Below are 12613 nucleotides of genomic sequence, written 5' to 3' on the forward strand. Positions count from 1 at the left end.
TCCTGAACGGGGTGATTGCGTGAGCCTGTTGGGCCGCCTGCTGATCGTCGGCGCCGGCGCCGCCGCCGCCCGGTACGCGCTGCGCGAGGTGCGCACCTCGCCGGTCGCCCCGGCCCTGGAACGCACCAACTTCCGGGGCCGCACCCTCACCCTGGCCGCCGGTCCGGCGCTCGCCGCCGGCGCCGCCGCGGCCGGCGCGCTCGGTGCGCCCAGCGGGCCCGCAGGCGCCGCCGCGCTGGTGGCCGGCGTGGGCGGGGGAGCGGTCGGCATCTACGACGACATGGTGGGCGCCCGGCCGGAGCAGAAGGCCGCCAAGGGCTTCGCCGGGCACCTCGCCGCCCTGCGGGAGGGGCGGGTCACCGCCGGCCTCGTCAAGATCGTCGGAGTGGGCGCGGCCGGTCTCGGCGCCGCCGCGCTGCTCGCCGCCGACCCCACCGTCGCCGCCCATCCCCGCCGGCAGCGCCACGGCGCGGTCGGTCGCACCGTCGACGTGCTGCTCGGCGCCGGGGTGATCGCCGGCACCGCCAACCTGCTCAACCTGCTCGACCTGCGGCCGGGGCGGGCACTGAAGTCCGGCCTGCTGCTCGGCGCGCCGCTGGCGAGCGGGCCGCACGGCGGGATCGCCGCCGGTGCGGTGGGTGCCGCCGCCGGCCTGCTCAGCGACGACCTCGACGAGCAGGTGATGATCGGCGACGGCGGAGCCAACGCGCTCGGCGCGCTGCTCGGGGTGGCCCTCGCGGCCCGCACCGGGCCGCTCGGCCGGGCCGGCGCGCTCGCCGTGCTGGCCGGGCTCACCGCGGCCAGCGAGAAGGTCAGCTTCACCCAGGTCATCCAGGCCACCCCGGGCCTGCGCGAGCTGGACGCACTGGGCCGGCGCACCGACTGACGTGAAGACTCCGGCACCCCTCGCCGGCGCCGGCCGGGTGGCCGGAGCGGCCGCGCTCATCGCCGTGCTCACCGTGGTCAGTCGGCTCGCCGGCTTCGGCCGCACGGCCGCGTTCACCTTGGTGATGGAGCGCAGCGACCTCGGCGGCATGTACGTGATCGCGAACACCGTGCCGAACATCATCTTCGAGATCGTGGCCGGTGGGGCGCTGGCCAGCCTGGTCGTACCGCTGCTTGCCGGCCCGGTCGCGGCGGGGGACCGGCGGGCGGTGGGCGCGACAACCGGGGCCCTGCTGACCTGGACGGTGACCCTGCTGGTGCCGCTGGCCGCGGCGGTCGCGCTGCTGGCCGGCCCGATCGTCGAGGCGATCAGCTCCGGCCGCAGCCCGGCGGAGCTGGCCGCCGGCGCCCGGATGTTGCGGGTCTTCGCCCCCCAGCTGCCGCTCTACGGCATCGGCATCGTGCTCGCCGGGGTGCTCCAGGCGCACCGCCGGTTCGCCTGGCCGGTCATCGCCCCGCTGCTGTCCAGCCTCACCGTGATCGTGGTGTACCTGGCCTTCGGGGGCACCGAGGGACGGGGGGCCACGATCGCCGGGGTGAGCCGGGCCGGTGAGCTGGCGCTGTCCGGCGGCACCACCCTCGGCGTGGTGGTGCTGTCGCTGTCGCTGCTGATCCCGCTGCGCCGGTTGGGCCTGCGGCTGCGCCCCGGGTACGCGTTCGACGCCGCCACCCGGGCCCGGGTCGGCGGCCTCGCGGTGGCCGGGGCGGTAACCGTCACCGCCCAGCAGCTCGCCCTCGCGGTGATCATCAAGAGCGTCTCGGGTGGCCCCACCGGCTCGCCGCAGGTGTTCAACCTGGCCCAGACGATGTACCTGCTGCCCTGGGCGGTGCTGGCCGTGCCCCTCGCGGTCGCCGCGTACCCCACCCTGGCGGCGGCGTCGGCAGCCGGCGACGAGGAGGCGTACCGGCGCACCCTCGCCTCGACCACCCGTGGGGTGTTCCTGTTCAGCTGCCTCGGCGCGGCGGCGCTGGCCGGCACCGCAGCTCCGGTCGCCGCGTTCTTCTACCCGGACGACCCCGCCCCGGTCGCCGCCGGGATCGCCGGCTTCGCCCCGGGCCTGCTCGGCTACGGGCTGTTCGCGGTGCTCTCCCGGGCCCTGTACGCCCGGGGCGACACCCGGCCGGCCACCGCCGCGATCAGCGTCGGCTGGCTCGCCGTGCCACTGGCAGTCGCCCCGCTCGCGGCGCTGCTGCCCCGTGCCGACCGGGTGCTCGCGGTGACCCTGGCCAACTCGGCCGGGATGCTGCTGCTCGGCGTCCTGCTGCTGCTCGCGGTGCGCCGCACGGCCGGGCACGTCGCGCTGGCCGGCGGGGCCCGCGCCGGGGCGGCCGGGCTGCTCGGCGGGGCGCTCGGCGCGCTCGCCGGAACGGGCGTCGCCCGGGTGCTGGCCGGGGCCGGCGACGGCACCCCGACGGCACCGGCGGCACTCGTGCAGGGCATGCTGTCCGCAGCCGTGGTCGGCATCGTGTTCCTCGCCGTCGTGTACCTGACCGACCGGCGGGACGTCCGGCCGCTGCTGGCCGCCGTGCGCCGCCGGCTGGGCGGGGCGGGCCGGGGAGCCGGGCGGGCCGAAGGGCCTCGGCAGGAGGGCGTGGTCCCCCCGGAACGGGGCGACGGAAAGGAGACGGTGTCCGGGTGAGCGCGACGACGTGCGGCGGGCCGACGGCGGCGGTGGGCCGGGGGTGGCCGCGATGACGGACGCGACGCCGAACGTCCGCCCAGACGGCACCGTGGCACTGCTGCTCGCCTCCAGCACCGGCGGCGTCGGCCAGCACGTCCGCTCCGTCGCCCGAGGGCTCGCTGAGGCGGGCGCCCCGGTGCTGGTCTGCGGTCCGGCCGCCACCGAGGAGCAGTTCGACTTCACCGGCGTGGGCGCCCGGTTCCGGCCGGTGGAGATCCCGGCCAGCCCCACCCCCGCCGACGCCCGGGCGGTCGCCGCGCTGCGCCGCGCGTTGGCCGCCGAGCCCGTCGCCGTGCTGCACGCGCACGGGCTGCGCGCCGGGCTGGTCGCCGTCCTCTCCAGGCCGGCGGCCCCACTGGTGGTCACCTGGCACAACGCGGTCCTCGCCCGGGGGTTGCGCGGCGGCCTGTCCCGCCTCGCCGAGCGGATCGTCGCCCGGGGCGCCCGGGTCGCGCTCGGCGCCTCGACCGACCTGGTCGAGCGGGTCGCCGCGCTCGGGGCCGCCGACGCCCGGCTCGCCCCGGTCGCCGCGCCGGTGTTGCCCGCGCCGCGCCGCCGCCGGGCCGCTGTCCGCGCCGAGTTCGGGGTGGCCGCCGACCAGCCACTGATCGTCTCGGTCGGCCGGCTGCACCCCCAGAAGCGGTACGACGTGCTCATCGACGCCGCCGCCCGGTGGCGCGGCCGGACCCCGCCGCCGGTCGTGGTGATCGCCGGCAGCGGGCCGGCGTACCTGCCGCTGGCCGCCCGGGTCTCCGCAGCCCGCGCCCCGGTCACCCTGCTCGGGCACCGCACCGACGTGGCCGACCTGCTGGCCGGCGCCGACCTGGCCGTGGTGACCAGCGACTGGGAGGCCCGCCAACTCTTCGCCCAGGAGGCGCTGCACGCCGGCGTACCCCTGGTGGCGACCGCCGTCGGCGGCCTGCCGGAGCTGGTCGGCGACGCGGCCGTGCTGGTGCCCCCCGGCGACGTGGACGCTTTCGACGCCACCGTGCGAGGGCTGCTCGACGACGCCGACCGCCGGGCCGAACTGGGCCGGGCTGGCGTGGCACGGGCCGGGACCTGGCCCACCGAGGCGGACACCGTCGCCGAGTTGGCCGCGCTCTACGCGGAGCTGGCCTCCGACGCGGCCGGCCCGGCCACCCCCGACACCCCGTCGACGGGGCGCCGTTGATGCTACGCAAAGTAACGCCGGCACTGCTGACCCTGATGGTCGTGGTCCTCGGCGTCGCCGCCCTCGCCGCGCGGCCGACCGGGGAGGCCCCCAGGCGCACCGCCGACTTCGTGGTGCTGGCCGGGGTGGCGGGCCTGCGCTGGGACGACGTGGACCCGCAGGCCACCCCGACGCTGTGGCGGATGGCGCAGGAAGGCTCGATCGGCTCCCTGTCGGTGCGCTCCGCGCACCGGCCCACCTGCCCCGTCGACGGTTGGCTCACCCTCGGCGCCGGCAACTTCGCCGCCTGGAACGGCAGCCGCGGCACGGGTACCTGCCCGTCCGTCGGGGTGACCGTGGAGCAGCCCGACGGCATCGGCGCGAACCTGCCCGACCAGGGACGCGTCGTGCAGTACAACCAGCAGCGCCGGTCCTGGGGCGCGGTGCCCGGCGCGCTGTCCGAGTCGGTGCGTTGCTCGGTCGCGGTGGGCCCCGGCGCGGCGGTGGCTGCCGCCCGCCCGTTCGGCCGGGTCGACCGGTACGCCGCGCGGCTGCCCGACGACCCGGCCCCACTGCTCGGCTCCTGCGTGCTGAGCATCGTCGACCTCGGTGCCGTCTCCGGCGAGGACCCGGCGGCCCGGGCCGAGCAGGCCCGCCGGGCGGACGCCGACCTGGCCCGGGTGCTCGCCGCCCGGCCCCCGCGCTCCCTGGTGCTGGTCGCCGGGGTCTCCGACACCGGTCTGCCGTCTCGGCTGCACGTCGCCGTCGCCGACGGCCCCGGCTGGGAGCGGGGTTGGCTCACCTCGCCCACCACCGGGCGGGAGGGCTACCTGCAACTGGTCGACCTGGCGCCGACCGCCCTCGCCGCGCTCGGCCGGCCGATGCCGGAGCGGCTGTTCCTCGGCCGGCCCGCGGTCACCGTCGGCGGCCGGCCGGCGGACCTGCCGACCGCGCTCGCCGCACCGGCCGACGCCGACCGGGAGTCCGCTGCCCAGCGGTGGGTCGCCGGCTGGTTCTTCGCCCTGCTCGCCGGCGCGCAGGTGTTGCTCGCCCTCGCGGTGCTTCCGCTGCTGCGCCGCGCCCGCCGGCACGCCGGGCCGGTCGGCCCGAAGCCGGTTCCCCGGCGGGTGGTGGCGACCGTGGAGCTGCTGCTCGTCGCCGTCGCCCTGGCCGTGCCGGCGGCCCTGCTCGCCGACGTCGTGCCGTGGTGGCGCGGCGACCACGCCGGCTGGTGGTTCGCCATTGTGACGGCTCTGCTGGTGGTCGGGGGGACCGCCGCCGTCCGGTTCGCCCCCGGGCACGCCTCGACGCTCGGCCCACTCGGTGCGGTCGCCGGCCTGGCCACCCTCGTCGTCGCCGCCGACGTGCTCACCGGGGCCCGGCTACAGCTCAACGGAGTGGTCGGCTACTCGGCCCTGCAGGGCGGCCGGTTCGCCGGCCTGGGCACCGTCGGGCTCGGCGTGTTCATCGCCGGGTCGCTGCTCTGCGCCGGCTGGCTGGCCCAGCGGGTCCGCCGCCAGTGGCGGCCCATGGTGGTGGTCGCCGTCGGCGGGCTCGCCGTGGTGGTGGTCGGCAGCCCCTACCTGGGGACGGACTCGATCGGCGCGATCGCGCTGACCGCCGGGGTGAGCGTGGCTGCGGCGATCAGCACCGGCGGTTGGCTGACGGTCAGCCGGCTGGTCTGGGCCACCATGGCCGGGCTGGCCCTCACCATCGGCTACGCGGTGATCGACCTGCGCCGGCCGGCCACCGAGCGGGGCAGCCTCGGCCGGTTCCTGGCCGCCGTCGGCGACGGCACCGGCGGGCTGACCGTGCACCGGTCCGGCGGCGCCAACTTCGAGACGCTGGTCAACAGCCCGCTGACCGTGCTGGCCCTGGCCGGCGCCCTGCTGGTCTGGTTCGCGTTGCTCCAGCCGTGGGGCGGGCTGATGCGGCTGTTCGGCATCTACCCGGCGATGCGGGCCGCGATGGCCGGCACGGCGGTGGCCGCCGTCATCGGTGGGGTGCTCAGCGGCTCCGCCCTCGACGTCGCCGGGGCCGCCGGCGCGCTGGTGGTGCCGATGGCGGCCCTCGCGGCGCTGCGGGTGCTCGACCACTCCACCGACCGGACCCAGCCAGCCGACGGCGGCCCGGCCAACGGCCGTCCCGGCGGGTCCGCGCGAACCCCGGATCGCGGCGACCTGGACGCGGCGGCGGACCAGGCGGCCGGTCCGGCACCGGGCGGTCCGGCCGGCGACGCCGGCGGTGCTGATCCGGCCCGATGCGCGCCGGATCGGGACCCCCGCGCGTCAACCGAGGTCGCGACGGCCTGACCCCCCGGGGCTGCCCTGGCGGGGGACCTCGGGTGCGGCCTGCGGGTCCGGCCCGGGGAGGTGTTAGCGTGGAATCCCGTGGATCGCGTGATCACTTTGCTGATCGGCACGGCGGTCTGCACGACCGCGACGGACGACACGGGAGCAGGCCTTGGCCCCTTCAGCACGGACGACCAGGCACATTTTCGTCACCGGGGGAGTCGCCTCCTCGCTGGGTAAGGGCCTCACCGCCTCCAGCCTCGGCAGTCTGCTGAGCGCGCGCGGGCTACGCGTGGTGATGCAGAAGCTCGACCCCTACCTCAACGTCGACCCGGGGACGATGAACCCGTTCCAGCACGGCGAGGTGTTCGTCACCGAGGACGGCGCCGAGACCGACCTGGACGTCGGGCACTACGAGCGTTTCCTGGACCGGAACCTGTCCGGCAAGGCGAACGTCACCACCGGCCAGATCTACTCCGAGGTGATCGCCAAGGAGCGGCGCGGCGAGTACCTGGGCGACACCGTCCAGGTCATCCCGCACATCACCAACGAGATCAAGGCGCGGATCCTCGGCATGGCCGACCCGGACGGCGACGGCCAGGCTCCGGACGTGGTGATCACCGAGGTCGGCGGCACCGTCGGCGACATCGAGTCGCTGCCGTTCCTCGAGGCGATCCGGCAGGTCCGCCACGACCTGGGCCGGGACAACTGCTTCTACCTGCACGTCTCCCTGGTGCCGTACCTGGCCCCGTCGGGGGAGCTGAAGACCAAGCCGACCCAGCACTCGGTGGCCCAGCTGCGCAACATCGGCATCCAGCCGGACGCGATCGTGCTGCGCTGTGACCGGGAGATCCCGGACAAGCTCAAGGAGAAGCTCTCGCTCTACTGCGACGTGGACCGGGAGGCGGTCGTAGCCGCCCCGGACGCGCCGAGCATCTACGACATTCCGAAGGTGCTGCACCGGGAGGGCCTGGACGCGTACGTGGTGCGTCGGCTCGGCCTGTCCTTCCGCGACGTCGACTGGGCCAGCTGGGACGACCTGCTGGACCGCGTGCACCAGCCGCGCCACACGGTGACGGTGGCGGTGGTCGGCAAGTACGTCGACCTGCCCGACGCGTACCTGTCGGTCAGCGAGGCGATCCGGGCGGCCGGGTTCGGCCACCGGGCCCGGGTGCAGCTGCGCTGGGTGCCCAGCGACGACTGCGTCACCCCGGCCGGCGCGGCGGCGGCCCTGGCCGGCGTGGACGGCGTCGTCATCCCCGGCGGCTTCGGGGTGCGCGGCATCGAGGGCAAGATCGGCACCGCCCGGTACGCCCGGGAGAACGGCGTGCCCCTGCTCGGCCTGTGCCTCGGCCTGCAGTGCATGACCATCGAGGTGGCCCGCCACCTCGCCGGCCTGGACGGGGCGAACTCGCTGGAGTTCGACGAGGAGGCCGCGCACCCGGTCATCGCCACGATGGCCGACCAGGAGGACATCGTCGCCGGCCGGGGCGACCTGGGCGGCACCATGCGGCTCGGTGCGTACCCGGCGACGCTCGCCGAGGGCTCGCTGGTCGCCGAGGCGTACGGCAGCACCGAGGTCAGCGAGCGGCACCGGCACCGGTACGAGGTGAACAACGCCTACCGTGACCAGCTCACCAAGGCCGGGCTGGCCATCTCCGGCACGTCCCCGGACGGCCGGCTGGTCGAGTTCGTCGAGCTGGACCGCGCCCTGCACCCGTTCTTCGTGGCGACCCAGGCGCACCCCGAGCTGAAGAGCCGGCCGACCCGGCCGCACCCGCTGTTCGCGGCGTTCGTGAAGGCCGCCGTGACGTACTCCGAGGCCGACCAGCTACCGGTCAACCTGGACGCCGCACCGACGGAGGAGGCGGCCCGCCGGGCCGACCGCAACGGCGGGGCGGCCGCCGAGAAGAAGCCGGCGTCGGCGTCGTGAGCGCCGTGGAGCACCGTTACGAGGTGACCGGGCGGCGGCAGGTCTGGGCCGGGCGGATCTTCTCGGTGGTCACCGACGAGGTCACCATGCCCGGCGGCGGCACCTCCGCCCGCGACTACGTCAGGCACGTCGGCGCGGTGGCCGTCGTGGCGGTGGACGATGCCGGCCAGGTGGTGCTGATCCGGCAGTACCGTCACCCCGTCGGCCGGCACCTGTGGGAGTTGCCGGCCGGCCTGACGGACGTCTCGGGGGAGGACCTGGCCGCCGCGGCGGCCCGCGAGCTGGCCGAGGAGGTCGACCTCACCGCCGGCACGGTCGACGTGCTGGTCGACCTGCACAGCTCGCCCGGCTTCACCGACGAGGTGGTCCGGGTCTTCCTGGCCCGGGACCTGGCCGATGTGCCTGCCGAGCGGCGTCACCGGCGCAGCGACGAGGAGGCGGATCTCCAGGTGGTCCGGGTCGACCTGGACGAGGCGGTGCGGATGGTGCTGGCCGGGGAGATCACCAACGCGTCCACCGTGGCCGGGCTGCTGGCCGCCGCCCGCGCCCGGGACACCGGCTGGTCGGTGCTGCGCCGCCCGGACGCGCCGCTACCGCGCTGAGCGGCCGGGCCGCCGGGCCGGCCGGCGGCCCGTGACCAGGGGCTTTTCACCAGGCCCGGGACCGGGGCTGATGGAATCCGGGCCCGGCCGGCGGGTACGACGAGGAGAGGGGCCGTGCGGCGAACCGCACGGCCCCTCTCCGTCGCTGTCGGACATCAGTCGCGCAGGGGACGGCCCTGCCCGTCGACGCCGCCGTTGACCAGGATCAGGATGCCGTCGATGAGGCCCCAGATGCCGCCGGCGCCGCAGGTCACCAGGCTCACCACGAGCTGGATCACGCCGGTCTTGGTGTCGCCCATGTAGAAACGCCCGGCGCCGAAGGTGCCGAGGAAGATGCCGAGGAGGCCCGCGACGAGCTTGCTCTTGTCGGAGACGCCGCCCTGCGGGTACTGCTGATAAGGAGTGGTCATGGGGCGACACCCTAGTGATCCACTCACGTCCTGTCCCTACCGCCGTCCGACCCGTGGGACGATCGGGGTCGAATGTGTCCTGATGGCTGAGATGCCCTCCACCATTGGTGCTGTCTATGCCTGACACATCGTCAGCACCGGCGGGGACCGGGTGCCACAGTGTCGGCGCTGTGCGGCGGACGGCGCGCCTAGACTGCCGCCGACGGGACCGGTGGACCGCGGCGGCAACGGAGCCGCCGCGCACCGTGCGGTCGGGGTGGGACGCCCCGAAGAGAGGTGTCTGCATCGTGAAGGTCGGAATCCCCCGCGAGATCAAGAACCACGAGTACCGGGTGGCGATCACGCCCGCGGGCGTCAACGAGTTCACCCGCGGCGGTCATCAGGTCTTCGTCGAGTCCGGTGCCGGCGTCGGATCCAGCATCACCGACGACGAGTTCGCCGCGGCCGGGGCGAAGATCCTGGCCACCGCCGACGAGGTGTGGGAGACCGCCGAGCTGGTGCTCAAGGTCAAGGAGCCGATCGCCGAGGAGTACCACCGGATGCGCGAGGGGCAGGTGCTGTTCACCTACCTGCACCTGGCCGCGTCCAAGGCGTGCACCGACGCGCTGATCGACCGGAAGGTCACCGGCATCGCGTACGAGACCGTCGAGCTTCCCGACCGGTCGCTGCCGCTGCTCGCCCCGATGTCCGAGGTGGCCGGTCGGCTCGCCCCGCAGGTCGGCGCGTACCACCTCCAGCGGCAGGGCGGCGGGCGCGGCATCCTGATGGGCGGCGTCTCCGGCGTGTACGCGGCGAAGACCGTGGTCATCGGCGCCGGCGTGTCCGGGATGAACGCCGCCGCGATCGCGCTCGGCCTGCAGGCCGAGGTGCTGCTGCTGGACAAGAACGTCGCCCGGCTGCGCCAAGCGGACGCCATCTACCGGGGCCACCTGCAGACGGTCGCCTCCAACGCGTACGAGATCGAACGGGCCGTGCTCGACGCGGACCTGGTCATCGGCGCGGTGCTGGTGCCCGGCGCGAAGGCTCCGACGCTGATCTCCAACGAGCTGGTCTCCCGGATGAAGCCGGGCAGCGTGCTGGTCGACATCTCCATCGACCAGGGGGGCTGCTTCGAGGACTCCCGCCCCACCACGCACGCCGAGCCGACGTACCAGGTGCACGAGTCGATCTTCTACTGTGTGGCGAACATGCCCGGCGCGGTGCCGCACACGAGCACGTACGCGCTGACCAACGTCACCCTGCCGTACGCGCTGGAGCTGGCCAACCGGGACTGGCGCGACGCGCTGCGCCGCGACCCGGCCCTGGCGCTGGGCCTGAACACCCACGACGGGCGGGTCGTCTACGGCCCGGTCGCCGAGGCGCACGGCCTGCCGGCCCTGCCGCTGGACGAGGTGCTGGCCTGACCGACGACGCGCGGGGCGCGACGACCGACGGGGCCGGTTCGGGCGAGGAGCCCGCGCCGGCCCTGCGTCGCGCCGTGCGCGGCTACCTCGACCACCTCACCGTCGAACGTGGCCTGTCCGCGAACACGCTGTCGTCGTACCGTCGGGACCTGGAGCGCTACCTCGCGACGCTCGCCGCGGCCGGCGTTGCCGACCTGGCCGCCGTGGACGCCGGCCAGGTCGAGGCGCACCTGGCCCGGCTGCGCGCCGGCGACGACGGCCACCCGCCGCTCGCCGTCTCCTCGGCGGCCCGGGCGGCCAGCGCCGTGCGCGGCCTGCACCGCTTCGCGCTGCGCGAAGGGCTGGCCGGCGTGGACCCGAGCCGCGACGTCCGGCCACCGGCCCCGCCGCGCCGGCTGCCCCGGGCGCTCGCCGTCGACCAGGTGGTCCGGCTGCTGGAGACCGCCGGGTCGGTGGCCGCCACCGGCGAGGGCGCCGCGCTCGCGCTGCGCGACCGGGCGCTGCTGGAGTTCCTGTACGGCACCGGGGCGCGCATCTCCGAGGCCGTCGGCGCCGCCGTGGACGACCTGGACGCCGCCGAGGGGACGGTGCTGCTGCGCGGCAAGGGCGGCCGGACCCGCCTCGTTCCGGTCGGCGGGTACGCCGTCGAGGCGCTGCGCGCCTGGCTGGTGCGGGCCCGCCCCGGGCTGGTCGCCGCCGGCCGGGGCACCCCGGCGGTCTTCGTCAACGCGCGCGGGGCGGCGTTGACCCGGCAGGGCGCGTGGACCATCCTGCGCCGGGCGGCCCAGCGGGCGGGCCTGCCGGTGACCGGCTCCGGCGCGGTCTCCCCGCACACCCTGCGCCACTCGTACGCCACCCACCTGCTCGACGGCGGCGCCGACGTGCGGGTGGTGCAGGAGTTGCTCGGCCACGCCTCGGTGACCACCACCCAGGTGTACACGTTGGTCACCGTGGAGCGGCTGCGCGAGGTGTACGCCACCGCCCACCCCCGGGCCCGGGGCTGACCCGTTCCCGCCCCGCGGCCGGGCCCAGCCCCGGTCGGCCCGACCGGTACGGCGTAGCGGCCGACACGCCGTACCGGTGCCGAACGCCCTGCTGGCCGGTGGCGTACAGTCGGCATGGCGCGGACCTTGCGGGGTGGATGACCGGGGTGCGCCGCGGCGCCGCGAGGGACGTCGGACGGCTCCGACACCGGGTGGTCGTCGGGAGGGGGCAACGAGGACATGGCTGGCAACGGTGACCGTGCCGAGACCTGGACGTCGGAGCTCCGCGAGCAGCAGGCCACGCTCGGTGCGGGGCTCGGCCCGGCGGACCCGGCGGCCTACACGATGCGTAAGCCGATCCCCGAGCCGATGCCCACCGACCGGCACGGGCCGGCCCGGATCATCGCGATGGCCAACCAGAAGGGTGGCGTCGGCAAGACCACCACGACCATCAACCTGGGTGCCGCTCTGGCCGAGTACGGCCGCAAGGTGTTGCTGGTCGACTTCGACCCGCAGGGCGCCCTCTCGGTGGGGCTCGGGGTCAACCCGCACAACCTCGACCTGTCGGTCTACAACCTGCTGATGCAGGACGACGTCACCGCCGAGGACGTCCTGATCAAGACCGACGTGGCCGGCCTGCACCTGCTGCCGGCCAACATCGACCTCTCCGCCGCCGAGATACAGCTCGTCAACGAGGTCGCCCGGGAGATGGCCCTGGCCCGGGTGCTGCGCAGCATCCGCAAGGAGTACGACTACGTCCTGATCGACTGCCAGCCCTCGCTGGGCCTGCTGGCGATCAATGCGCTGACCGTCGCGGACGGCGTGCTCGTCCCCCTCGAATGCGAGTTCTTCAGCCTCCGGGGCGTGGCCCTGCTGCTCGACACGATCGACAAGGTGCGCGAGCGGCTCAACTTCGACCTGGAGTTGGAGGGCATCCTTGCCACCATGTACGACAGCCGCACCACCCACTGCCGACAGGTGCTCCAGCGGGTGGTCGAGGCATTCGGCGACAAGGTCTACCAGACGGTCATCACCAAGACGGTGAAGTTCCCGGAGTCCACGGTGGCCGGTGCTCCCATCACCACCCTCGACCCGGCCTCGTCCGGCGCCCGCAACTACCGCCAGCTTGCCCGCGAGGTGATCGCCCAGCAGGCGGAGCGGTAGCCCCGTGCGCCGTCGTCCCAGCGTGCGCCCTCGATCAGGAGCGTGCCTTC

Annotated in this window: 10 protein-coding genes; 9 read left to right on the plus strand and 1 reads right to left on the minus strand. The window is 75.4% G+C overall.

Annotated features, from left to right (window positions below):
* Positions 1-19: 19 nt before the first annotated feature.
* The 6 genes from ACQPZO_RS11710 to ACQPZO_RS11735 all read left to right on the plus strand — a co-directional run bounded on the left by ACQPZO_RS11710 (position 20) and on the right by ACQPZO_RS11735 (position 8603).
* Positions 20-886: a hypothetical protein gene (locus ACQPZO_RS11710; RefSeq protein ID WP_433349618.1), complete on the plus strand. Its 867-nt coding sequence runs from the start codon at positions 20-22 to the stop codon at positions 884-886.
* Between the two features lies 1 nt (position 887).
* Positions 888-2585, plus strand: a complete 1698-nt coding sequence (gene murJ, locus ACQPZO_RS11715; protein ID WP_433349620.1) for a murein biosynthesis integral membrane protein MurJ — start codon at positions 888-890, stop codon at positions 2583-2585.
* Between the two features lie 52 nt (positions 2586-2637).
* Positions 2638-3798 carry a glycosyltransferase family 4 protein gene (locus ACQPZO_RS11720; RefSeq protein WP_433349622.1) on the plus strand — a complete coding sequence of 387 codons (1161 nt, stop codon included), beginning with the start codon at positions 2638-2640 and terminating at the stop codon, positions 3796-3798.
* On the plus strand, positions 3798-6089 hold the full coding sequence (locus ACQPZO_RS11725; RefSeq protein ID WP_433349624.1) for a hypothetical protein: 2292 nt from the start codon (positions 3798-3800) through the stop codon (positions 6087-6089). Before ACQPZO_RS11720 ends, ACQPZO_RS11725 begins: the two co-directional genes overlap by 1 nt.
* A 151-nt stretch (positions 6090-6240) precedes the next feature.
* Positions 6241-8001, plus strand: coding sequence for a CTP synthase (locus ACQPZO_RS11730; protein WP_433349626.1), 1761 nt, complete (start codon positions 6241-6243; stop codon positions 7999-8001).
* The gene (locus ACQPZO_RS11735; protein WP_433349628.1) at positions 7998-8603 is read left to right on the plus strand and encodes an NUDIX domain-containing protein; all 606 of its coding nucleotides are present in this window, start codon (positions 7998-8000) and stop codon (positions 8601-8603) included. Before ACQPZO_RS11730 ends, ACQPZO_RS11735 begins: the two co-directional genes overlap by 4 nt.
* 155 nt (positions 8604-8758) lie before the next feature.
* On the opposite strand, the gene ACQPZO_RS11740 is transcribed toward ACQPZO_RS11735, so the two are convergent.
* Positions 8759-9013, minus strand: a complete 255-nt coding sequence (locus ACQPZO_RS11740; RefSeq protein WP_433349629.1) for a TM2 domain-containing protein — start codon at positions 9011-9013, stop codon at positions 8759-8761.
* Between the two features lie 287 nt (positions 9014-9300).
* Between ACQPZO_RS11740 and ald the strand changes: the two genes are divergently transcribed.
* From ald to ACQPZO_RS11755, 3 genes are all read left to right on the plus strand, one after another.
* A complete protein-coding gene (gene ald, locus ACQPZO_RS11745; RefSeq protein ID WP_350888769.1) occupies positions 9301-10416 on the plus strand; it encodes an alanine dehydrogenase in 1116 nt (371 codons plus the stop codon).
* Positions 10413-11420 (plus strand): site-specific tyrosine recombinase XerD, encoded by a 1008-nt coding sequence (locus ACQPZO_RS11750; protein WP_433350948.1) that lies wholly within the window; start codon positions 10413-10415, stop codon positions 11418-11420. Before ald ends, ACQPZO_RS11750 begins: the two co-directional genes overlap by 4 nt.
* 219 nt (positions 11421-11639) lie before the next feature.
* Positions 11640-12563 carry a ParA family protein gene (locus tag ACQPZO_RS11755; protein ID WP_433349632.1) on the plus strand — a complete coding sequence of 308 codons (924 nt, stop codon included), beginning with the start codon at positions 11640-11642 and terminating at the stop codon, positions 12561-12563.
* The last annotated feature ends 50 nt before the right edge of the window (positions 12564-12613 follow it).

The sequence above is a fragment of the Micromonospora sp. CA-111912 genome (genome assembly GCF_050948415.1).
In the GTDB taxonomy this organism is placed as follows: domain Bacteria; phylum Actinomycetota; class Actinomycetes; order Mycobacteriales; family Micromonosporaceae; genus Micromonospora.

What these genes read in the sequence shown, in the direction of transcription:
- ACQPZO_RS11720 (WP_433349622.1), top strand. Translation starts at nt 2,638, where the DNA reads ATGACGGACGCGACGCCGAACGTCCGCCCAGACGGCACCGTGGCACTG.
- ACQPZO_RS11725 (WP_433349624.1), top strand. Translation starts at nt 3,798, where the DNA reads ATGCTACGCAAAGTAACGCCGGCACTGCTGACCCTGATGGTCGTGGTC.
- ACQPZO_RS11740 (WP_433349629.1), bottom strand. Translation starts at nt 9,013, where the DNA reads ATGACCACTCCTTATCAGCAGTACCCGCAGGGCGGCGTCTCCGACAAG.
- ACQPZO_RS11755 (WP_433349632.1), top strand. Translation starts at nt 11,640, where the DNA reads ATGGCTGGCAACGGTGACCGTGCCGAGACCTGGACGTCGGAGCTCCGC.